The organism is Chondromyces crocatus (assembly GCF_001189295.1).
Classification (GTDB): Bacteria; Myxococcota_A; Polyangia; order Polyangiales; family Polyangiaceae; genus Chondromyces; species Chondromyces crocatus.
Map to the genome: position 1 here is coordinate 9169212 of NZ_CP012159.1, position 21433 is coordinate 9190644.

Consider the following 21433-nt stretch of genomic DNA (forward strand, 5'->3'; position numbering starts at 1 on the left):
CCAAGCCTGCAGAAGCCCTGCGGAAGCTGACCCTCGCACCCGCTCGAAGGGGGGCGCAGCGCTCCCTACGTGCGGACCTGGATGCGGGTCTGCGGCCGGAGCGGCACGAGCTGCTGGGCGTAGGCGCGGACGACGCGGTTGTAGAGGTCCTTCACCTTCGGCGCCTTGAGGCTCACCACGAACGCGTACGGGATCGGCTGCGGGTCAACGACCTTCATGCCGCTCTCGCGGTGGTGGTAGTAGATGTCGAAGCACGGATCGGCGAGCGACGAGGACCGGAGGCGTTCTTCATGGTGCAGGCACGGCTCCCACTTATGGCCGTCCTCGCGCAGCGCGGTCTCGGACTGTCCGTAGAGGTTCGCAGGCGAGAAGAACGACCGAGTCTTGGCGTGCTTCGCCGGCTTGGCGCCTTCCTTCGGCTTCGTGAACTTGGCGCTGTGGGGGCGGAACGCGACCTCGAGCCCGGAGCGTGTGTATGTGCCGGGGTGCTCGGGGTCGACCTCGGGAGCGATCACAAGGCTCGCAGCAAGGTGGACGTCTCCCTCCAACGTGACGTTGCTGATCGGGACTGGCGCGCGGAGGTGCTCGCCGACGGGCAGCTCGCCCTGAAAGACGACCAACGTCTCGTCGTCATCACAGGTCACGAGCTGAAGAGGGTCCGCTTCGAACCGACCCCACCCAACATGCTTCAGCTCGTGGTGCTCCTCGGTGTGCGCGCGGTGGATGAGGAGCGCGCGGATCGCGAGGGGCCCAAGCCGTGTTCCCAACTGCGCACCAATCGACGCCGCAGAGCGAAGCGCGAACGGCGCGGCAAAGCTGGTGCCGTGCGTGTGCCCGCCGCGAAGCTGCGGAGTGAGGATGCCGAACGGTTCGTCGTCGGACCCGCCGAAGGCCACGCCGTCAGGCTTCACGATGCCCGGGCTGCGACCCGGACCGACGCAGGAGTATCCCGCGCGCCCCCAGTCGTTCCCGCGCCGGTCCGCCGCACCGACGGACAACACGTTCACACCGTCCGCAGGCGGCTGGATGCGGTTGAGGCCGGTGGCTTCATCCAGCGCACCATCGTTGCCGGCTGCGACGGTCGCGACGCACTTGCCGTGCGCAAAGCGCTTGTCGAGGGCCGCGGTCCACAGAGTGACCTCGTCGTCATCCACGGCGAGCGACGGGCCGAGGCTGATGTTCACGTAAGAGTAGAGCCCTGGGTTCTTGTCGAGGTGCCCGACGATGCGATCGAGCACGTCGAAGTAGTCCGGGTCGGTGGCTGTGCCGGTCTTGTCGTCAAGCACGCGCACGTGATCGACCGCGCACAGCGGCGGGGCGGGAGCCTGCCCCGAGGCGAGCGGCCCGAAGAGGAACGCGGTGGTGACGCCGAGGCCGTGCTCCTCGAACGCCCCCACCGACGCACCGAGCCCCGCGGGCTCCACCAGCGTCGCCCACGTCGAGAGCTCCTTCTGCGCCGCCGTCGGGATACCGCCGTCGAAGATGACAGCCCGAGAGGCCCCATCGACCGGGGCATCCTTCGGCAGCCGTACGTCAAAACCCTGAGCACCGCGCAGGATCGACGGTCGAAATTCGCCAGCTCGGTCGCCTGCGCGCGGAGGGCGTGCTCTCCGGGCGTCTCGCGACTGGCAACGGAGCCGAGATGCGGCGTGCGCTCGCCGATAGCCACAAGGCCTACGAGCGTCTCAGGGACAAGGTGCGTCGGCGCGCGAAGAAGCCGGTCGTCGCATGGCGGGCCGACCCGGCGTTGCTCGGCGGCGCTCCAGTCGATCGCGAGTTGGAGAGCGCGCTTGAGGACCACCTTGTGTCGTTCGTGCTGGACGACTTCCTCGCGACGACCTCGGACTCCGACGAGGTCACCGACGAACGGTTCGACGCGCTCACCGTCGAGTTTGTCGAGGAGCGGCTGCGCCCACTGCTCGGAGAGCTCGGCGACGAGGACGCCGACGAGGAACAGGCGGTGCTTCGACAACAGGCGTTGCGCGCTCTCCTCGAGGACGACGATGGTCGCCAGAGCTTCCACGCGCGCCTGCTTCAGGGCGCGACGCGCTGGGAGACACGGCGCTACCTCCAGGCTGCGTTCAATCGCCCCGGCGCGTCCCCCTGGGTCCTCATCGCGCAGAGCCAGGTCGGACGTGAAGGGCTCAATCTCCACGAGTCCTGTCGCGTCGTCGTGCAGTTCCACGCTGAATGGAACCCCGCCGTCCTCGAGCAGCAGATCGGGCGCGTCGATCGAAAGGGCAGCCTCTGGGAACAGCGCGCGCGGAAGTGGCTTGAGGACGGAGCCCAGGGTGAGCCACCCTTCGTCGAGGTCCGCCAGCTCATCTTCGAGGGGACCTACGACGCGTTCCAATGGGATCGGGTCATGCGCCGCCAGCACGTCTTCGACGCGAGCCTCTTCGGCTCGCTCTTGCCTGCCGAAGCGTGGGACCGTCTGCCGGAGGGACGACTGGGCGAACTGCTCGCTGCCGCGCCGTCGTTCCGCCCGCCGCGTTCGAAGTAGGGCACGCGACGCGCGGGCGCCCAAAGCGCGCTGCTCGAACCTCGGCCCCGATGATCAACAGCTCCACCCCCGTGGGCGGCAGCGCCAACGCGCTCGACCCACGCGATCGGTTCGCGAAGCTCCGCAGATGGCGCGTGCCGCGGCTCCTCGCGAACCTCGTACCCAATGGTCAACAGCCGGGACAGCTTCCTACCGTCGCGCGCCGTCCCGGCTGTCAACCACCGGGTACGGCTGTTAAACGCCTCTCCGAAAATCTCTCCCGTGCGGGCCAAAGAACGGCGCGGGAGAACGTCCCACGAGCCCCTCGTCGCGCTCGCTCGACGCTCTCCGCGAGTACCCGTGAGGGCACCACCGCGACGCGCGCAGCGCGCGAAACGCTCGGACTTGCGGGGAGAAAACGCGAAACCCCCGAGGCTTGCGCCGCGAGGGTCTCTTGTAAAACGCTCCGCTGCGAAGTTCGCAAACGGAGATGAATGGCTCCAGCTGCTGGACTCGAACCAGCGACCCGGCGGTTAACAGCCGCCTGCTCTACCAACTGAGCTAAGCTGGAATGGCTCGTGACAGGCGCGAACTCTATCCACCTCGCCTGACCAGTCAAGCCCCATCTCACGCCTTTCCTCCCCTCCCTCTCCCTCTCGCCCCCTCCCCCACGACCTTTGCCCCCACCCCCCCCATCTGCGACAACCCGCCCCGTGCCGCGCGCAGAGCCCCCCCCTCCCTCTCCTTCCCCCGCCTCCTCTCCTCCTCCCGCGCCCTCTCCCACCACCGCCCGCGCCGCCGGCCGCGGCGGCCTCGCCATCGCCGTCGCCAAGGTCTCCTTCATCCTCTTCGGCTTCATCCAGCAGCTCCTCCTCCCCTGGCTCCTCGGCGTCGACGGCTACGGCGCCCTCTCCATCGTCCTTGCCGACGTCAGCGTCGTGAACAACGTCATCGTCGCCACCGGCATCCAGGGCGTCTCCCGCGCCGTCGCCAGCGCCCCCCCGGGCGAAGTCCAGCACGCCTTCGCCCGCGCCCTCCGCCTCCACGCCGCCCTCGCCGTCGCCGTCGCCACCGCCTTCTTCTTCGCGGCCCCTCACATCGCCGCCTTCGTCAAAGCCCCCCACGTCACCCTCCCCCTCCAGGTCACCTCCGGCGTCATCCTCCTCTACGGCACCTACGCCCCCCTCGTTGGCGCCCTCAACGGCCAGCGCCGCTTCATCCCCCAGGCAGCCCTCGACATCGCCTACGGCGCCATCCGACTCCTCGCCATCGCCGCGGGCGCCATCCTCTTCATCCGCGCGGGCCACAGCGGCGTCCTCGGCGCCACCGCCGGCTTCGTCACCGCCGCCGCCATCATCGTCCCCATCGCTCTCCTCACCACCGGCATCGGCAAGCCTGGCCACGGCGGCACCTCCGCCCGCGACCACCTCGCTTACCTCCTCCCCCTCGCCGTCTCGCAGGCCTTCCTCAACCTGCTCATGCAGACCGACCTCAACCTCTTCCGCCGCACCGTCGGACAGGCCGCCACCGACCTCGCCCTCACCGGCCAGGCCGCCGACGCCCTCACCGGCGCCTACCGCGGCATGCAGCTCTTCTCCTTCCTCCCGTACCAGCTCCTCATGTCGGTCAGCTTCATCCTCTTCCCCCTCCTCGCCCAGGCGCATGCTGGCGGCGACACCGACGCCGTCCGCCGCTACACCCGCACCGGCGTCCGCATCGCCATGCTCCTCACGGGCCTCCTCTGCGCCCCCATCGCCGGCCTCGGACCCCACGTCTTGCGCATGGCCTTCCCCGAGGAAATCTGGACCCAGGGCGGCACCGCCCTCCGCGTCCACGCCCTCGGCATGGGCGCCTTTGCCATCCTCGGCATCTTCTGCGCCGCCCTCACCAGCCTCCGCCGCGAACGCTGGACGGCCACCCTCACCGGTATCGCCGTCGCCCTCGTCGCCATGGGCTGCCTCTACGCCGTCCCGCGCGCCCCCTTCGGCCCCCAGATGCTCCTCCACTCGGCCCTCGCCACGGGCGCCGCCCTCACCCTCGCCGCCCTCGTCGCCGCCGCACTGGTCCGCTTCCTCGTCGGCGAAGTCGTCGCCCTGGCCGTCCCCCTCCGCGTCGTCGCGGCGGTCGCCATCACCATCGCCCTCGGCACCCAGCTCCCCTGGCTCGGCAAGCTCCTCGTCCCCCTCGAAGCGGCCCTCCTCGGCGCCATCTACCTCGCCCTCCTCACCCTCTTCGGCGAGATCGGCCGCGCCGACCTCGCCCTCGTCAAGCAGGCCTTCGGCCGCCGCAGCGCATCCAGACCTGCGTGAGCCCCCCTCGCGGGAACGCCACCTCTCGCACGGTACCGCGCCCCCCTTGACCGAGCGCCCCGGATCTCGCATAGCGCCGCCTGCGAGCACCGCGAGCGGATGGGGGCGCCCGGGAGGACCCGGCGACGTGCCGCCCAGCACCGCCTCCGGGCAGCAAAAGGCAGGCGTAGCGACGTGGCTCCCCAGTTCATCTTCACGATGCAGGACGTCCGGAAGGTCCACCCCCCGAACAAGGAGGTGCTGAAAGGGCTCTGGCTCTCGTTCTATCCGGGCGCGAAGATCGGCGTCCTCGGCGGCAACGGTGCCGGCAAGAGCACCCTGCTCCGCATCATGGCGGGCGTCGACAAGGACTACCTGGGCGAGGCCAAGGCTGCCGAGGGCACGCGCATCGGCTTCCTCCAGCAGGAACCCCAGCTCGAAGCCGGCAAGACCGTCCGCGAGAGCGTCGACGCTGCCGTCAGCGCCACCCGCGGCCTCCTCACCCGCTTCGAGGAGATCGGCGCCAAGCTCGGCGAAGATCCCCCGGACATGGAGGCCCTCCTCGAAGAGTACGCCGTCCTCCAGGACAAGATCGACGCCTCCAACGCCTGGGAGATCGACCGCGTCATCGAGCGCGCGATGGACGCCCTCAAGCTCCCTCCGCCCGAGGCCCTCGTCGACCACCTCTCCGGTGGCGAGCGGCGCCGCGTCGCCCTGTGCCGCCTCCTCCTCGAAAAGCCGGACATCTTGCTCCTCGACGAGCCCACCAACCACCTCGACGCCGAGAGCGTCGCCTGGCTGGAGCGCTTCCTCGGGGACTACGAAGGCACCGTCGTCGCCGTCACCCACGACCGTTACTTCCTCGACAACGTCGCGGGCTGGATCCTCGAACTCGATCGCGGCCAGGGCATCCCGTACGAAGGCAACTACTCCGGCTGGCTCGAACAGAAGAAGAAGCGCCTCGAATCCGAGCAGAAGCAGGACTCCGCGCGCAAGCGCACCCTCGAACGCGAACTCGAGTGGGTACGCATGGCGCCTCGCGCCCGCCAGGCCAAGAGCAAGGCCCGCCTCGCCGCGTACGAATCCCTCCTCGCCGAGGATCAAAAGGCCAGCAAGGGCCCCGAGATCACCGAGATCCACATCCCTGCGGGCCCCCGCCTCGGCAACAACGTCATCGAGGCGAAGAGCCTCCGGAAGGCGTTCGGCGATCGCCTCCTCATCGACGACCTCAACTTCGCCCTCCCGCGCGGCGGCATCGTCGGCATCATCGGCCCGAACGGCGCCGGCAAGACCACGCTCTTCCGCATGATCATGGGCCTCGAACAGCCCGACGCCGGCGAGCTCCTCATCGGCGAGACCGTGCAGCTCGCCTACGTCGATCAGTCGCGTGACGCCCTCAAGGCCACCAACAACGTCTGGCAGGAGATCTCCGGCGGCGAGGAGAAGATCCTCGTCGGCAAGCGCGAGGTCCCCTCCCGCGCCTACGTCTCGTCCTTCAACTTCGCTGGCAGCGACCAGCAGAAGAAGGTCGGCGACCTCTCCGGCGGCGAGCGCAACCGCGTCCACCTCGCCAAGCTCCTCCAGCGCGGCGGCAACGTCCTCCTCCTCGACGAGCCCACCAACGATCTCGACGTCGACACCCTCCGCGCGCTGGAGGAAGCGCTCCTCAACTTCGCTGGCTGCGCCGTGGTCATCAGCCACGATCGCTGGTTCCTCGACCGCATCGCGACGCACATCCTCGCGTTCGAGGGCGACGCCAAGGTCGTCTGGTTCCAGGGCAACTACCAGGACTACGAGGCCGACCTGAAGCGCCGCCTCGGCGCCAAGGCCGACGAGCCGCGCAAGTTCCGCTACCGCAAGCTCACCTCTGGCTGACCAGAAGCCGCACCGAACAGCCCACCGCGGCTGCCAGGGACAGCGCGCCGTGAGCTGACGCGGCGCGTCGACCTTCACTGCACCGACGCATCCGTGTTTTCCCCTTGGCGCCTCCGCAGACGCCCGTGATAACTGGAAAATGCTTCGGTTTTCCAGCCGTCGGACAGCGGGCCTCCTCCTCACCTTCGCCCTGCTGACTGCCGGTGGTTGCCGTGTCGAGGTCGGGGGACAGCCCGCAGGCAGCACCTCCACGGCGACCAGCGGAGATGGCGGCGCTGGCGCCATGGGCGGTGGCGGCGGGGATGGCGGCAGCGGCGCCACGGGCCCGGTCGTCACCGAGCCCCTCAAGGTCCTGAACTGGAACACCCAGAACTTCTTCGACGACCAGAAGAACAGCAACGCCTCCGCCGAGATCGTCGTCTCCACGACCAACTACCGCGCCCAGCGCGCCGCCGTCGGCGCCGTGCTCCGCCAGCTCGATCCCGACGTCGCCGTGCTCCAGGAGGTCGAGAACCTGCGCATCCTCCGCGAGCTGAACGAGGACGAACTCGGCGGCGCCTACCCGCACCACGCCCTCATCCCGAGCAACGACATCCGCGGCATCAACATCGGCACCCTGTCGAAGGTGCCCATCGACCGCACCGTTTCCCACAAAGACGACATGTTCACCAAGGTGGGCACCAACGGGCCCAACTACCGCTTCGCGCGTGACGCGGTCGAGGTGCACATCACCCACGCGGGACGGCACGTCGTCCTGCTCGGCGTCCACTTCATCTCCAAGGCCTCGCAGAGCAACGAGGACAAGCGGGAAGCCGAGGCCCAGCGCGCCCGCGCCATCGCCGACGAGATCGCCGCGGCCGACCCGACGGCGGCCATCGCCGTCCTCGGGGACTACAACGACCTCCCGGAGTCACCCACGGTCCGCGCCGTCGAGGGCAGCGGCAGCGGCGCCTTCGAGAACATCGGCATGCTCGTCCCCTCGGCCGATCGCTGGACGTACAACTACCAGGGCACGCTGGAGAAGGTCGATCACCAGATCGTGAACCCCATCCTCCGCGGCATGCTCCAGCCCGACTCGCCCCGCATCCTCCACAGCGGCGAGGTCGACGACGCCAGCGACCACGCGCCCGTCATGGCCACGTACACGGTGAGCGCCCCCTGAGCTGATGTACTAAGCTCGGCCCATGCTGAAGGCGAAGCGCCGTCCGAGCCGCGGAAAACGCGATTTCGGGCGCACTTTCGCCCGGTTCCTGTGCGTCGTCTTCGCCATCCTGGGCGCCATCCCCCTCACCCTGGGCGTCCTGGTCCGCCTGGAGTTCGTCCGCGCCTGGGCTGCCACCGAGACCGCCGCGCTGCTCCAGCGCGAGCTGGGCCTCACCGCGCGCTACGACGTCAGCATCAAGCTCTGGCCGCTCCAGGTCGCCCTGGACGAGGTGCGGCTCGACGCCTCGGACGGCGGCTCCCCGGTCCTGGAGGTCGAGCACGTCGCCGTCCGCCCTCGCCTCTTCTCCTTGCTCGCGGGCCAGATCGACGCCGGTGACATCGAGATCCTCGGCCCGCGCGTGCGCATCGTCGTCGAGAACGGCGAGCTGCAGAACCTCGCCCTCCGCCTGCCCGAGAGCAACGCACCGAAGAGCGAAGGGCCCACGCGCGCCCCCTTCTCGTCCCTCGCCATCACCGACGCGCACCTCGACCTCACCATCGAGGGCGTCCACGCCACCACCCGGGAGCTGGACCTCGACGTCTCCGCCGAGAGCGGCGACACCTTCGAGATCGCCCTCCGCAGCGGCCTCGCCACCGTCACCCGCACCCACGCCATCCCGGGACGCGAGGCGTACGAGGACAGCGTGGACGAGGACGTCATCTGCCGCTTCGACACCCGCATCCGCGTCGAGCCTCACAGCGTGCTCGTCCGGCGCCTCACCCTCGAAGGCTCCGTCGATCTCGACGCCGACCCTGGCACCGCGCCCGACTGCGGCCTCCCCGCGAACGACTGGCGCGCCCTCGCCCTCGAACTGGGCGCCATCCGCGTGGCCGGCGTCGGCACCGCGGGCGCCGACATCCCCACCGCCGCGAGTGGCCGCGTCCGCCTCCGCGCCCCCGTCGGCATCGTCCAGCGCTTCGTCGACGCCCCTTACGTCAGCGGCGCCGTCTCCGTCGACCTCGAAGCCGAGTACCAGGCCGGCGACCAGCTCCCGCGCGTCGAGGGCAACCTCATCGCCGAGAGCGCAGGACTCGAAGGCAAGGTCTTCTCCTCCCTCCTCTCCGCCAGGGTCGACATCCTCAAGGACACCATCCGCCTCACCGACGTCGAGGCGGACTGGGCCGACGGCCACATTCGCATCGAGCAGGCCGCCCTCCAGCCCTTCGCCCCTGGCATCAAGCTCACCGCGGGCCCCATCAGCATCGAGCGCGTCGACCTGAACGGCCTCCTCCGCGACCTCGACGCGCACCCTCGCGCCCACGTCCAGTGGCTGCTCGAAGAGGGCACCTTCGAGTACTTCAGCGGCACGCTGAACCCCCTCTCCCTCGTCGGCCCCCTCAGCGTCGACACCCGGGACTTCAACGTCTTCGACCGCCACCCCAGCGAGCCTGGACGCCGCCGCATGATGGGCGTCCCCGAAGGCCAGGTCCGCGGCGTCTTCCAGATCAAGCCCGACGCCGTCGTCCTCTCCAACTTCACCATCGAGACCCCAGCCTCCCGTTCCCTGGTCCGCACCAATGTCGCGCTCGGCTTCGCGGGCGTCCTCGCCATCGACATCTTCAACGGCTCGCACATCGACCTCGCCGAGCTGGGCCCCCTCGTCGAGACCCTCGACATCCGCGGCCTCGCGCAGTTCAAGCGCGTCACCGCGCGCGGCCCCTTCGAGCACCCCAAGATCGTCGCCGACGCGGTCATCGACGGCTTCCAGATCGCCGGCTTCGACATCGGCCGCCTCGAACCCGAGCGCATCGAGTTCGAGCCGCTCGTCCTCACCCTCCAGAACGCGCGCATCCTCCACGGAAAGAGCCTCGCCAAGGCGACCACCCTGCGCCTCGACTTCGACGCCGGCGCCGACGTCCTCCTCGACGCCGACATCGACACCCGCGAAGCCCCCGGCCTCTCGCTCCGCGACCTCTTCCACATCTTCGGCCTCCACGAGGACCCGCGCTACACCGGCTACCAGGGCGTCGCCCAGGGCACCGCGCGCGTCCACTTCGCCCTCGGCGGGCGCGAGGACCGCTGCGGCGGCGGCTACCTCCGCCTCGGCGCCGCCTTGCGCCTCACGAACGTCACCCTCCTCGGCGAGACGTTCGACGACGGCGACGTCGACTTCGACTTCATCTGGGACGACCAGCTCGCGAGCGAGAACGGCATGCGCATGGACATCCGCTCCGCCGCGCTCCGCAAGGGCGGCGGGTCGGTGCTCGCCAGCGCCCAGGTCCGCCACGGCGCCCTCCTCCAGGGCAGCGTCATCGCCAGCGGCGTCCCCCTCAAGCGCCTCGACGCCATCGGCTCCCTCGGCCAGAGCCTCGACGGCACCGTCTCCCTCACCGCATCCCTGGGCGGCACCCTCTCCCGCCTCCAGGCCCTCGCCGACGTCCACCTCTCCCGGCTCCGCATCGGCCCCTCCACCCTGCCGACCTCGCGCCTCTCGGTCACCCTCCGCCCCACCGGCACCCCGCCGAAGATCATCGGCCGCAGCAAGTGCGGCAACGCCATCGGCGCCCCCTTCGACCTCGCCGAGTACCAGCTCGATCTCCCCTCCGGCGACATCGTCGTCGACGGCTCCCTCTTCGGCGGCCAGGTCGGCCTCGACGGCCTGCACCTCACCCAGCAAGAGCGCATGGTGGTCACCGGCAAGGTGCACATGGCCGCGCTCGACCTCGGCACCCTGGCGAACCTCATCCCGGGCGTCGCCTTCGCCGCTGCACCTCCGAAGGGCTCGCTCACCGCGAGCGTCGACATCGGCCGCCTCCAGCTCTCCGACCCCTCGCGCGCCACGGTCACCGCCGCCATCGAGGCCCTCTCCATCGAGCGCGAGGGCCAGCGCTTCAGCCTCGTCGAGCCCAGCGGACCGATCCGGCTCGCCCAGAACACGCTCCGCGTCCCCAACCTCCGCCTCGCCTGGCGTGCCCGCTCCGGCCTCACCATCGGCTTCGCCGCGGGCGGCGAGGTCCGCCGCGTCCTCACTGCCCCCGAGCTGGGCCTCGACGTCCGCATCGCCCCCACCAACCTCAACCGCCTCGCCGCCGACATCCCCTCCCTCCGGCGCGCCAGCGGCATCGTCCAGGGCCAGCTCAACATCAGCGGCCCCCTCACCTCGCTCAAGTACGCCGGCGAGGTCGACCTCCGCGGCGGCGAGCTGGACATCGAAGGCCTCCCGACCCCGCTCGACGACCTCAACGTCGGCATCACCATCGGCGGCGGCGAGGTCCGCCTCACCCGCGCCTCCGCGCGCCTCGGCGGCGGCACCGTCCTCGCCACGGGCCGCATGCCCATCCGCGGCCTCACCCTCGGCACCGCGCAGGCCACCATCCTCGCCCGCGGCGTGAAGCTCCCCGTCGCCGACGGCGTGAACCTCACCGCCGACGCCGACCTCGACGCCAGCTTCAAGCCCTCCTTCGACGACGGCGAGAACCGCGAGCTCCCCGACATCCGCGGCAAGATCTCGCTCGTCTCCTTCAGCTACACCCGCCCCATCGCCCTCAGCGTCGACCTCGGCGCCCTCGCCGGTCGCCAGCGCACCAGCGTCGAGACCTACGACCCCTCGCGCGACGCCATCCGCTTCGCCGTCACCGTCGTCTCGCCAAAACCCCTGCGCTTCTCGAACAACCTCGTCGACATGCGCCTCGAGGTCTCCCAGCCCGGCCTCTCCCTCTCGGGCACCAACCAGCGCTTCGGCGCCCGCGGCAGCTTGCGCATCCTCCCCGGCTCCATCCTCAACCTCCGCGGCACCCAGTTCGACGTCCGCGAGGGCTCGGTCGCCTTCACCGACCCCTACCGCATCGCCCCCAAGGTCGATGTCCGCGCCGAGACCGAGTACCGCCGCTACACCGCCAGCGCCACCGCGAACCCGACCGCCACCGCCGCCACCGGCACCGGCGCCGACGCCAGCATCGGCGGCCAGTGGCGCATCAAGATGCACGCCCACGGCGACGTCGAGAACCTCCAGCTCGGCCTCACCAGCGACCCCGCCTTGAGCCAGGAAGACATCGTCCTCCTCCTCACGCTCGGCATGACCCGCGCCGAGGTCGACCGCGGCCTCGCCACCTCCCTCGGCGAGACCGTCGGCCTCGAAGCCCTCTCCACGCTGACCGGCGCCGACAAGGCCGTGAAGACCATCGTCCCCATCATCGACGAGTTCCGCTTCGGCACCGGCTACTCCTCCCGCACCGGCAGGAGCGAGCCCAACGTCACCGTCGGCAAGCGCATCACCGACTCGTTCCGCGCCAACGTCACCACCGGCCTGAGCGAGAACCGCGAGGTCCGCTCCAGCATCGAGTGGCGCCTCAACCAGCGGGTCAGCGTCCAGGCCTCCTACGACAACGCCAACGACATCTCCAGCTCGGCCCTCGGCAACCTCGGCGCCGACCTCCGCTGGCGCCTCGAGTTCGAGTGACCCGCGCGCGCCCCGGCCCACCGCGCTCGGTGGCCGGCGGCGACCCCGGGCTCAACGCTCCTGCGCCCCAGGCTCAGCGCTCCTGCGCCCCAGGCTCAGCGCTCCTGCGCCCCCGGGTTCAGCGCTCCTGCGCCCGCCGCAGCAGCGCCGGATCGTGCGCGTTGACCAGCACCAGATCCGGCGCCGCCTCCGCCCACAGCGCCGCGAGCCGCTGGTGGTTCGCCTTCACCTTCGCCCAGTCGAACGCCACCGCCCGCTCCATCGCCGTCAGCGCCAGCGGCACCTTGCCCACCTCTCCGAGCTGAGCGCGGTGGTAGAACGCATCCCCCACGTGGAGGATCCACGTCGACCCCGTGTCGATGGCGAACGCCGCGTGCCCGCGCGTGTGCCCCGGGAGGCTGATCAGCACGATCCCGGGATCGATCGCGTCGAGCGCCTTCGCCCCCCCGAACCCCCGCCACGCCTCCCCCTCCGCAGGCGTGTGCTCGACCAGCCTGGGACCGTGCGCGCGCTGCGCCGGCCGGTAGCGCTCACGCTCCACGAGGAGCTGCGGATGAAGCACCCCGAACGCCTCCGCCGCCGTCAGGTGCACCTCGGCCCACGGGAAATCCGACAGCCCTCCGACATGGTCCGCGTCGAAATGCGTCAGCAGGACGTGGCGCACGTCGCGTGGCGCAAAGCCGAGCCGCTCCACCTGGCGGATGGCCGTCTCCTCGGGGTCGAAGCGCGGCCGCACATAGCGCCGCGTCGGCCCGATGCGCCCCCGCGGGTCCGCGATGTCGACGAGCCCGTACCCCGAGTCCACCAGCACGAGCCCGCTCTTCGTTTCCAGGAGCAGCACATGGCAGACGAGCCCCTCCGGCGTCGCCACCGGCTGCATCGAGCCACAGTTGAGATGGTGAACCCGCATCACCCCTCCCCGAGATCCGGCGGCGTGGTCTGGAGCAGCCGCGGGTCCGGCGTGCTCGACATCGTCAGCAGCCCTCGAAGCGCCCGGATCGCGAGCGGCCAGTTCCGCGGCTTCTTCAGATCGAGGCTCCCGAGGAGCTGCTTCAGCATCGTCAGCGCGTCGAAGTAGACCCGCTCGCAGACCAGCCGCTCCTCGCCGTCGAAGATGAAGTACGCGGTCATCCGCGTCCGGTGCCGCCCCCCCGTCGGCGGGATGGCCCCGAGCGGCCCCGTGTGCGTGCCCATCAGCCAGAACTCGACGATGACCGCGTCCGCGCTGTGCCTGAGCGCGATGATCTCGTGGTGCTGATCGGGAAACGCCACGCGCGTCGCCGCGTAGTAGTCCCGCACGGCGCGGTCGCCCTCGTGCACCTTCAGGGTGGCGACCAGCTCGTAGTGCGGATGGGGAAACGTCGACAGCACCGCATCCCAGTCCTGACGGACCTCCTCGTGAAAGTGGTCGAGCACGAGCTTCTCGCGCGCGCGCAGCACCTCCACGCTCGGCATCTCCAGCCGGCTCATGCCCGACCTCCAGCGCGGGTCCTCGGCCCCCCCTCGACGGGGTGGAGCGCGGTGCGCGCAAGCTCGACGACATCCCTCGTTCCCCAGGGAAACGGCATCCCCTTCCTCCCTTCACCGCGATTTATCCACGGCGTGGATTTACGTTTATCCACAGCGTGGACTTCGAGCAAGGGGGTGGGCATCGTGTGCCCGTGATCAAGCGTCCCCGACCCAGCCGAGGCCGACCTCCGAAGGGCGCCGAGCGGCTCTCGCGCCAGGCGATCCTCGACGCCGCCCTGGAGGTCATCGACGCCCATGGCGCCGCCGCGGTCAGCATGCGCTCCGTGGCGGGTCACATGGGCGTCGACGCCAAGAGCCTCTACAACCACGTCGACGGCAAGGAGGGCCTGCTCGACGCCGTGGCCGAGCACCTCCTCACGGACATCCGCCTCCCCGAGCCCACGGGCGCACTCGCGGACGACCTCCGCGCCATCGCGCAGGCCTTCCGGCGAGCCACCCTCGCGCACCCCCAGGCCGCCACGCTGGTCCTCACGCGCCAGCTCTCCTCCCTGGCCAGCCTCGCGCCGACCGAGGCCGTCGTCTCGGCGCTCCTGCGGGCCGGCTTCCCTCCCGACGAAGCCGTGCACCTGCTCCGGTCGTTCCTCGCGATGGCGATCGGCACCCTCCTCCGTGAGGCCAGCGCAGACCCCACCTTCGGCGTGAGCGACGACGAGGGGATCGCGCGCCGTCGCCAGGTGCTGGAGAACGCCGGACTTCCCGCGCTCACCGAGGCCGCGCCGCACCTCGCCCGGTGCGACCACCGCGAGGAGTTCGACTTCGCCGTCGACCTCCTCATCGAGGCCGCGACGGCCCGTCAGCGACGGTGACCCGGCTCAGCACCCCCGACACACAAGCACGGGGGCGCCACACCGCGCCTCACTGTCCCCGAGACAGCCCGCCTCGCTTCAGCTCGCCTCTCTTCAGCTCGCCTCTCTTCAGCCCGCCTCGCTTCAGCCCGCGACCAGCTCCGCCGACACCGCCGCGTCCAGCGCGCTGTACCGATCATCGCGCCCTGCCAGCCACTGCTTGTGCCCGAGGGCCTCGAAGATGCGCCGGTGCTTCGGATTCTTCCAGATCATGCTCACCAGGCAGCGCTGGAACGCCTCCGCGTGCGCCTCCGAGATCGACGGCATCGCATCGAACACGGCGTTGTCGTAGGCGGGCGTCGTCCACAGAACATCCACCCGGTGCGGATCGATGCGGCTCTGGCTGTGCTCCGCGTGCCACACCGCGTCCCCGATCGCCGCCGCCTGCGCGCGCCCATCGTGCAGCGCTGCCAGCGCGCTCAGCTCCGCGCCTGCCGTGTCGCCGTGCTTGCCGAGATCGTGGTCGAAGCCGAGGAGCTGGATGCGCCCCACGTCCACGCCCGCCTGCCTCAAGAAATGCAGCGGCAAGAGCCGGCTGTGCGCGTTGTCCCCGCTCCCCACGGCCAGCACCTTGTCTTGCAGCCCGTCCAGCGAGCGGATCCCCGCCTCGCGCCGCACCAGGATCTTGCTGTGGAAGTCGCGATCGATCTCGCGCATCGCCAGCGTCCTGGAGCGCCCGTCCGTCGCCCGCTTCACGCGCACGTGGGACAGCGCGCTGTTCCAGGCGATGTCGATGTGGCCCCGCAAGAGCGCGTCGACCTGCCGCTCGTACGTGGAGAACAGGGCGAAATCGAGGATGACGCCGTGCTCTCGGAAATGCTCGCGGAAGCTCTCCCACAGGGTGACCCCCTTGGGATCGCTGGCCACCGCTCCGACCAGGAGGAAAATATCCTTCATTCCGTGCCTCGCACGGCCGGCGACGCTAGCACGCACGAGGCATTTGCGAGCACCGTGATCGGGCAGGATCGACGAAGAAGCTCCCTTGACATTGCGGTGACAAACTGATCCGGGCCCCTCGCGTCCGACATCCCTCGCGGGCCAGAGCGCGACAGCACGCGAGCCAGAGCGCGACAGCACGCGAGCCAGAGCGCGACAGCACGCGAGCCAGAGCGCGACAGCACGCGAGCCAGAGCGCGACAGCACGCGAGCCCGCGCACAGCGCAGCGCGACCTTCACGATGTGCCGCACGCAAGCCCGCGCACAGCGACGCCGGCGCACCGAACCGAGGTCTCGGACGCGCGTCGGCGCTGGGCTCACCTGCTAGCCTCGTCGGCGACCCCATGCTCGACGCACTCGCCAAGAAGCTCCAGATCAAGCCCGAGAGCCGTGTCCTCGTGCTCGACGCGCCCGACGGGTACACCGACGGTCTCGCTCCGCTGCCCGAGGGCGCCGTGCTCTCCACGACCGCGAAGGGCACCTTCGACGTCGTGCACCTCTTCGTCCGCGAGGCGAAGGACCTCGCGAAGAAGGCACCGCGCGCGCTCGCTGCCGTTCGCGAAGGTGGCGTGCTCTGGATCTCCTACCCGAAGAAGAGCTCCGGCGTGAAGACCGACATCACCCGCGACCACGGCTGGGACGTCGTCGAGGAAGCGGGCTGGGGCCCCGTCTCGCAGGTCTCGATCGACGACACCTGGTCGGCGCTGCGCTGGAAGCCCGAGGCCACCGTGACGCGGAAAGCCGGCTCGAAGGTCGCCCCGGACACGCGGGCGACGACCACGAAGTCCTCCTCCGCCTAGCGCCGCGCGCGAACGTCTTGTCCACTCCCCGCGCCCGGGTACGCTGCGGCGCATGAAGCTCGACACCCCGCTCTCGAAGAAGCTGGGCCTGCGCTACCCCTTCGTCGCCGCACCGATGTTCATCATCTCCAACCGCGAGATGATCGTCGCCTGCGCCGAGGCTGGCGTGCTCGGCTGCATGCCCTCCCTCAACGCGCGCACCGCCGAGAAGCTCCGCGAAGATCTCGCCTGGATCCGCGCGCGCACCGACCGCCCCTTCGGCATCAACCTCACCCTCGGCCTCACCCCCAAGGAGCGCATCGAGCAGGACTTCGCCCTCTGCATCGAGTTCGAGGTCCCCGTGCTCCTGTCGAGCTACGGCAACCCCACCGAGCTGGTGAAGCGCGCCCACGAGCACAAGATGCTGGTGTTCCACGACGTCATCAGCCTCGCCCACGGTAAGAAGGCCGTCGCCGCAGGCGTCGACGCCATCATCGGCGTGTCGGCCGGCGCGGGCGGCCATGCCGGGCGCATCTCCCCGTACGTGCTCATCCCCTGGCTCAAGGAAGAGCTGAAGGTCCCCATCCTCGCCGCCGGCTGCATCAGCGACGGCCGCCAGATCGTCGCCAGCCTGAGCCTCGGCGCCGAGCTTTGCTACATCGGCACCCGCTTCATCGCCTCGACCGAGTGCGGCGCCAGCGACGCTTACAAGGAGAAGGTCGTCGCCGTCGGCCCCGAGGACATCCTGTACACGGACCAGATCTCCGGCATCCACGCGAACTTCATCAAGGACACCGTCCCTGAAGGCTTCACGCCGGACCGCACCCCCGAGGGGTCCAAGCGCTGGAAAGAGATCTGGAGCGCCGGCCAGGGTGTGGGCCTCATCCACGAGATCAAGCCCATCTCCGCCATCGTCGAGGACCTGGCCCGCGAGGCCCACGACGTCCTCAAAGGCTTCGGCTGACGCCCAGCCCCCGGCGCCCGACCCTCATCCACGGTAGGCCGCACTGGCCCGCCGAGCCGTGAGCGTCCGCTCCCCTGACCCGACGCGCTTCTCGAAACGTCGGGACGTGTGTTCCCTCGACGCAGCGCTCGTCCCGAAACGTCGGGAACCTGTTTGCACTGATGCAACGCTCGTCCCGAAACGTCGGGAACCTGTTTGCACTGGTGCAACGCTCGTCCCGAAACGTCGGGAACCTGTTTGCACTGGTGCAACGCTCGTCCCGAAACGTCGGGAACCCGTTTGCACTGGTGCAACGCTCGTCCCGAAACGTCGGGAACCTGTTTGCACTGGTGCAACGCTCGCCCCGAAACGTCGGGAACCCGTATGCACTGGTGCAACGCTCGTCCCGAACTTTCGAGGGCCCGTTTGCGCCGGAAAACCGCTCGTCTCGAAGACTTCGGCGCGTCGTCCCCCGCTCTACCCCGCCTCCCGCGTAACCTTGATTACACTCAGCAGGAAGCCATCCGGACACCGCACACCGCCGCGCTCACTCCTCCCGGATCACCAGCCGCTCTCTCCGCAGGTGCGTCGGAGCGGCGGGCTTCGCTTCGGTCTTCTGGGCCGCAGGGCCCCCTTTCGAGGCGCCTCCCTCGTCCTTCTTCAGAAGCCCTTCGTCGCCCGACGCGATCTCCTCCTTCACCAGGAACCATCGACCCTTCTCTTCGGTCCAGCGCTGAAGGATCTCGCTGGTGCGAATGATGGGGTCGTTGGCGCGCATCCACGAGATGTTGATCCGCGCCTCGGCCTCTTCCTTGGAGATGACGTTGAGGCCCCCCAGCTCCAGGTCCACGACCCGGATCTCGCGGCCCCAGGCCGAACGCTCCCGCAAGAACGTGTCGCGCGCCTTCACGCTCACGTGCTCCATCGCGATGTCCATGCGGCCGAAGTGGCTCGCCGTGTTCATCTCGTTGGCCGCATCCGAGAAGCGCTGCGCCAGGCTGGTCGAGAACCCGCACGCGGAGACGGCGAGGGCGAGGAGCGAGGCGGCGAACCAGACGCGGGGCGTGCGGAGGGGCATGGCGAAAGACCTCGAGGCTGAAGAAGCTCTCCGCGCGAAGCACGCTCCGGGAGCGCGGGTGCGTGGCGCCGTGGACCCTTGCTCACCTCTCTGAGAAGGGCCAACAATCCGGCGAACCCCGGAGCCGCTCAGACCTCCAGCAGCGCGAGGTCCGACTCGAGCGCCCCGTGTGCAGCTCGTGGGCTCCGAGGGCGCCTGGAAAAACGCACGGGCAGGGTGGCAAGTCCTCGATCTTGCAGGCCGGAGCCACGGAAGTCGCAAGCGCCAGCGAGCTCCCAGGTGTCGAAGGTGAGGAGCGCCTGCAGCGCCTCTTCCAGCTGCATGCGCACCAGGGCGCCGCCTGCGCAGTAGTGGGGGCCGACGCTGAACGTCAGGTGCCGGGCGCCACGGCGGCCGATGTCGAAGCGTTCGGGCTCGGGAAACACTGCGGGGTCGCGGTTCGCTCCGGCGAGCACGGGGAAGACGAGCTGGCCGCGCAGGATGCGCTCACCACCGAGCTCGATGTCCTCGCTCGCGATGCGGTTCGTGGTGAGCGTGCTCGGCTCGAAACGCAGGATCTCCTCCACCGCCGATCGGAACAGCTCCGGGGTGGTGCGGAGGCGCTGAAGCTCGCCAGGGTGCTGGAGGAGGGTCAGCACGGCGTTGCCGATCTGGTTGCAGGTGGGCAGGTAGCTGGCGCCGATCACCTGGTAGCACTGGTCGATGACCCCCTCGATGTCCTCGGGCGCGCTCCCTGCGCCTTCGAGGAAGCGGCTCACCATGTCCTCTCCGGGGTGTGCGATGCGATCGGCGATGAGGTCCTTCAGGTAGGCTGCGAATGCCGAGGAGGCGTCCTTCGCGTCGGTCCCTCCGGTGCCGTCCGCCCAGCTCGCGCCCGCCACTTTCCCGAGGTCGCTCGTCCAGGCGCGGAGCACGTCGCTATCGGCCTCGGGGAGGCCGAACAGCGCGCAGAGCACGTCGATCGCGATGGGGTCGGCGAAATCGCCCACCACATCCACCTCGCCGCCGTCGCCGATGCGGGAGAGCGCCCGCTGGACCACCGTCCGGATCTTCTCGCGCATCCGCTCGATGGCCGACGCGCTGAAGCCGCGGTTCACCATGCTCCGGAGCTGGGTGTGCCGCGGTGGATCCACGAACCAGAGGAGCCTGGAGAACTGCGCGACGAGCGCATCGAGGCCTTCCGTGCCGCGCAGGGCCGGCAGCAGCGTGTGCAGCAGCTCGCGCGCGCGGACGCTGGAGAAGCGCGGATCCCGTACCACCGCCTCGCAGTGCTCGTACTTGACGAGGAACCAGGCGTTGATGGGCTCGTGGTAGTAGACGGGGCGCTCGTCGTGCAGCCGACGCAGCGTCGGGTAGGGGTCGGAGAAGAAGCTGGTGCTCGTGACCTCGAAGCTCGACCGCCTGTCCATGGATGACCCCCTCGGCGCAGCGAGCGTGGCGTCGCCCCGCTTCGCGTCGGCGCTCCGAGGATCATAGAGGCCCGCTCGAGCGCCTGCCAGGGCAGGCCAGGCGATGGCGTCGCCGGTCATCGCCCAGGGACGGGCCTTCACGACGCGTCAACGACGGTGCGCTTCACCCGCCCGACGCACGCTCCGTACGCCACCCAGGGATCACAGCGCACCGAAAGCATGCCTCGAACGCAGGACGCAGAGACCGCAACGGGAGACGCGACGCGTCATCCAACCTCGTCGACCCGCACCAGTCGACCCGCACCAGAAGAGGGTCCTTTCAGGATCGCCCTTCGCAGGTACCGTGCAGCACGAGCGAACGCTGGAACGCCGCGACACCGTTCGAGCGATGAGGTGCTCGTGGCTGAACCCGAGGTGGTCATGACCGATCCGCACGAGATTGTCTCTTCACGGTCCTTCGATGCGCCGCGCGACGCTGTTTTCCGGGCGTTCAGCGATCCGCAGGCGCTCTCGCAGTGGTGGGGGCCGCGGGGGTACACGAACACGTTCCACGAGTTCGACTTCCGGACCGGCGGGACGTGGCGTCTGGTGATGCACGCGCCCGACGGCAACAGCTACCCGATGACGAAGCAGTTCGTGGAGGTCACGTCCCCCGAGCGCATCGTGCTCCTCCACCCCGAGCCGCCGGAGCATCGCTTCACGATGACGGTGACACTCCAGGCAGAGGATCAGCGGACGCGCGTCACCTGGCACCTGCGGTTCGACTCGGCGCAGGAGGTCGCGCGGGTGGGCGCGTTCATCAAAGAGGCCAACGAGCAGAACTTCGACCGGCTCGCGGCCCTCCTCGCCTCGTCCGGCGCCCCCTGATCCCACGGCCACGAACGACGCCCGCCCGTTGGGCGGCGTCGCGTCCTTCGGGGAGAGACCGCGGCCCGCACGCGCTCCCGACGCAAGGTTCAGACGCTACCGACGCAAGGCTCAGTAAGGGCGCTGGCCGTTGAAGTTGCCGGGGGGATCGTAGTTGCAGACCCAGTACTGCCAGGAGCCGCCCCCGAGCGGGGAGCCGGTGGTGCAGGTGGCCACGCCGCAGCCCAGGCGGCGGGAGTCGGCCCACACGACCTGGGTGTAGTGGCCACAGACGCCGCTGCAGGTGTTGTTGCCGTAGTCGTAGTTGTTCTTTTCCGAGATCCAGGAGTTCGCGACCTGGGTGGGCGTCGCGGTGCCCGAGGTGGCGTAGATGTTCTCGCCGTAGGGCGAGGAGCTGTGCCCCCAGACGCAGCGCTCGGCGTGGGCGGTGGCCACGGCCGCGACCTCGCCAGACCAGGCGAGCGCGGGGATCGGGGTGGAGGCCGGAGGGCTCACCCCGGCGCGCGCGGCGTTGTGGGCGGCGAGCATGCCGTTCATCTCCGCGGGCTCGTCGTCGCTCACCGGGCCCGAGGCGCCTGCTCCCCCCGAGGTGGTGGTGTCCGAGCCGCCCACGCCACCCGAAGGCGTGTCATTGCCGCCTTCACCCGCGCTGCCCGTTCCACTGGTCGCGCCGCCTTCGCCGCCTTCACCCCGCGGCGACGTGCCATCTCCCTCCGATCCGCACCCCGCGAGGGCGGCCAGCACCAGCGACGAGACGGCGAGGAGGCCCGAGAGCGCGCGTGCTTGGAGCATGCACCA

16 protein-coding genes and 1 tRNA gene are annotated in these 21433 nt (G+C 69.9%); 9 read left to right on the plus strand and 8 right to left on the minus strand.

Going from position 1 to position 21433, the window contains the following annotated elements; genetic code table 11:
- Positions 1-65: 65 nt before the first annotated feature.
- Positions 66-1559 (minus strand): S8 family peptidase, encoded by a 1494-nt coding sequence (locus tag CMC5_RS33100; protein WP_082363009.1) that lies wholly within the window; start codon positions 1557-1559, stop codon positions 66-68.
- Positions 1560-1642: 83 nt separating this feature from the next.
- Between CMC5_RS33100 and CMC5_RS33105 the strand changes: the two genes are divergently transcribed.
- Positions 1643-2503 (plus strand): helicase-related protein, encoded by an 861-nt coding sequence (locus CMC5_RS33105; RefSeq protein ID WP_156339044.1) that lies wholly within the window; start codon positions 1643-1645, stop codon positions 2501-2503.
- Between the two features lie 474 nt (positions 2504-2977).
- Here the strand turns inward: CMC5_RS33105 and CMC5_RS33110 are convergent.
- Positions 2978-3053: transfer RNA gene (locus tag CMC5_RS33110), tRNA-Asn, on the minus strand.
- Between the two features lie 142 nt (positions 3054-3195).
- Between CMC5_RS33110 and CMC5_RS33115 the strand changes: the two genes are divergently transcribed.
- The 4 genes from CMC5_RS33115 to CMC5_RS33130 all read left to right on the plus strand — a co-directional run bounded on the left by CMC5_RS33115 (position 3196) and on the right by CMC5_RS33130 (position 12248).
- Positions 3196-4791, plus strand: a complete 1596-nt coding sequence (locus CMC5_RS33115) for a lipopolysaccharide biosynthesis protein (protein WP_245677952.1) — start codon at positions 3196-3198, stop codon at positions 4789-4791.
- A 174-nt stretch (positions 4792-4965) separates the two neighbouring features.
- Positions 4966-6645 carry an energy-dependent translational throttle protein EttA gene (gene ettA / locus CMC5_RS33120; protein ID WP_063796391.1) on the plus strand — a complete coding sequence of 560 codons (1680 nt, stop codon included), beginning with the start codon at positions 4966-4968 and terminating at the stop codon, positions 6643-6645.
- Between the two features lie 139 nt (positions 6646-6784).
- Complete coding sequence (locus CMC5_RS33125) at positions 6785-7807, plus strand: endonuclease/exonuclease/phosphatase family protein (RefSeq protein WP_050434147.1); 1023 nt, start codon at positions 6785-6787, stop codon at positions 7805-7807.
- Positions 7808-7829: 22 nt separating this feature from the next.
- The gene (locus tag CMC5_RS33130; RefSeq protein ID WP_050434148.1) at positions 7830-12248 is read left to right on the plus strand and encodes a translocation/assembly module TamB domain-containing protein; all 4419 of its coding nucleotides are present in this window, start codon (positions 7830-7832) and stop codon (positions 12246-12248) included.
- 118 nt (positions 12249-12366) lie between these two features.
- Here CMC5_RS33130 and CMC5_RS33135 read toward each other — a convergent pair whose 3' ends face one another.
- Together CMC5_RS33135 and CMC5_RS33140 are read right to left on the minus strand one after the other, a co-directional pair.
- Positions 12367-13158 (minus strand): MBL fold metallo-hydrolase, encoded by a 792-nt coding sequence (locus tag CMC5_RS33135; RefSeq protein ID WP_050434149.1) that lies wholly within the window; start codon positions 13156-13158, stop codon positions 12367-12369.
- Positions 13158-13718: an ester cyclase gene (locus CMC5_RS33140; protein ID WP_156339045.1), complete on the minus strand. Its 561-nt coding sequence runs from the start codon at positions 13716-13718 to the stop codon at positions 13158-13160. The genes CMC5_RS33135 and CMC5_RS33140 overlap by 1 nt, the downstream gene beginning before the upstream one ends.
- A 191-nt stretch (positions 13719-13909) precedes the next feature.
- Between CMC5_RS33140 and CMC5_RS33145 the strand changes: the two genes are divergently transcribed.
- Positions 13910-14584, plus strand: a complete 675-nt coding sequence (locus CMC5_RS33145; protein WP_050436275.1) for a TetR/AcrR family transcriptional regulator C-terminal domain-containing protein — start codon at positions 13910-13912, stop codon at positions 14582-14584.
- Positions 14585-14707: 123 nt separating this feature from the next.
- On the opposite strand, the gene CMC5_RS33150 is transcribed toward CMC5_RS33145, so the two are convergent.
- The gene (locus CMC5_RS33150) at positions 14708-15520 is read right to left on the minus strand and encodes a phosphate/phosphite/phosphonate ABC transporter substrate-binding protein (protein WP_050434150.1); all 813 of its coding nucleotides are present in this window, start codon (positions 15518-15520) and stop codon (positions 14708-14710) included.
- A gap of 383 nt (positions 15521-15903) precedes the next feature.
- On the opposite strand from CMC5_RS33150, the gene CMC5_RS33155 reads away from it, so the two are divergent.
- Both CMC5_RS33155 and CMC5_RS33160 read left to right on the plus strand, forming a co-directional pair.
- On the plus strand, positions 15904-16359 hold the full coding sequence (locus CMC5_RS33155) for a DUF3052 family protein (RefSeq protein WP_063796392.1): 456 nt from the start codon (positions 15904-15906) through the stop codon (positions 16357-16359).
- Positions 16360-16411: 52 nt separating this feature from the next.
- Positions 16412-17302 carry an NAD(P)H-dependent flavin oxidoreductase gene (locus tag CMC5_RS33160; protein WP_050434151.1) on the plus strand — a complete coding sequence of 297 codons (891 nt, stop codon included), beginning with the start codon at positions 16412-16414 and terminating at the stop codon, positions 17300-17302.
- 526 nt (positions 17303-17828) lie between these two features.
- On the opposite strand, the gene CMC5_RS33165 is transcribed toward CMC5_RS33160, so the two are convergent.
- Both CMC5_RS33165 and CMC5_RS33170 read right to left on the minus strand, forming a co-directional pair.
- A complete protein-coding gene (locus tag CMC5_RS33165) occupies positions 17829-18359 on the minus strand; it encodes a hypothetical protein (protein ID WP_050434152.1) in 531 nt (176 codons plus the stop codon).
- Positions 18360-18487: 128 nt separating this feature from the next.
- Positions 18488-19768, minus strand: coding sequence for a cytochrome P450 (locus CMC5_RS33170; protein ID WP_156339046.1), 1281 nt, complete (start codon positions 19766-19768; stop codon positions 18488-18490).
- Between the two features lie 399 nt (positions 19769-20167).
- Here CMC5_RS33170 and CMC5_RS33175 point away from each other — a divergent pair, with 399 nt between their 5' ends.
- On the plus strand, positions 20168-20635 hold the full coding sequence (locus CMC5_RS33175) for an SRPBCC family protein (RefSeq protein WP_245677960.1): 468 nt from the start codon (positions 20168-20170) through the stop codon (positions 20633-20635).
- 111 nt (positions 20636-20746) lie between these two features.
- Here the strand turns inward: CMC5_RS33175 and CMC5_RS48025 are convergent, their stop codons facing one another.
- Complete coding sequence (locus CMC5_RS48025) at positions 20747-21427, minus strand: CAP domain-containing protein (protein ID WP_050434154.1); 681 nt, start codon at positions 21425-21427, stop codon at positions 20747-20749.
- Positions 21428-21433 lie beyond the last annotated feature (6 nt).

Bases quoted from the DNA above. Each gene is read 5' to 3' on its own strand.
- CMC5_RS33130 (WP_050434148.1), top strand. From the start codon at position 7,830: ATGCTGAAGGCGAAGCGCCGTCCGAGCCGCGGAAAACGCGATTTCGGG.
- CMC5_RS33105 (WP_156339044.1), top strand. From the start codon at position 1,643: ATGCGGCGTGCGCTCGCCGATAGCCACAAGGCCTACGAGCGTCTCAGG.
- CMC5_RS33170 (WP_156339046.1), bottom strand. From the start codon at position 19,768: ATGGACAGGCGGTCGAGCTTCGAGGTCACGAGCACCAGCTTCTTCTCC.
- CMC5_RS33160 (WP_050434151.1), top strand. From the start codon at position 16,412: ATGAAGCTCGACACCCCGCTCTCGAAGAAGCTGGGCCTGCGCTACCCC.
- CMC5_RS48025 (WP_050434154.1), bottom strand. From the start codon at position 21,427: ATGCTCCAAGCACGCGCGCTCTCGGGCCTCCTCGCCGTCTCGTCGCTG.
- CMC5_RS33125 (WP_050434147.1), top strand. From the start codon at position 6,785: ATGCTTCGGTTTTCCAGCCGTCGGACAGCGGGCCTCCTCCTCACCTTC.
- CMC5_RS33140 (WP_156339045.1), bottom strand. From the start codon at position 13,718: ATGAGCCGGCTGGAGATGCCGAGCGTGGAGGTGCTGCGCGCGCGCGAG.
- CMC5_RS33155 (WP_063796392.1), top strand. From the start codon at position 15,904: ATGCTCGACGCACTCGCCAAGAAGCTCCAGATCAAGCCCGAGAGCCGT.
- CMC5_RS33135 (WP_050434149.1), bottom strand. From the start codon at position 13,158: ATGCGGGTTCACCATCTCAACTGTGGCTCGATGCAGCCGGTGGCGACG.
- CMC5_RS33165 (WP_050434152.1), bottom strand. From the start codon at position 18,359: ATGCCCCTCCGCACGCCCCGCGTCTGGTTCGCCGCCTCGCTCCTCGCC.
- CMC5_RS33150 (WP_050434150.1), bottom strand. From the start codon at position 15,520: ATGAAGGATATTTTCCTCCTGGTCGGAGCGGTGGCCAGCGATCCCAAG.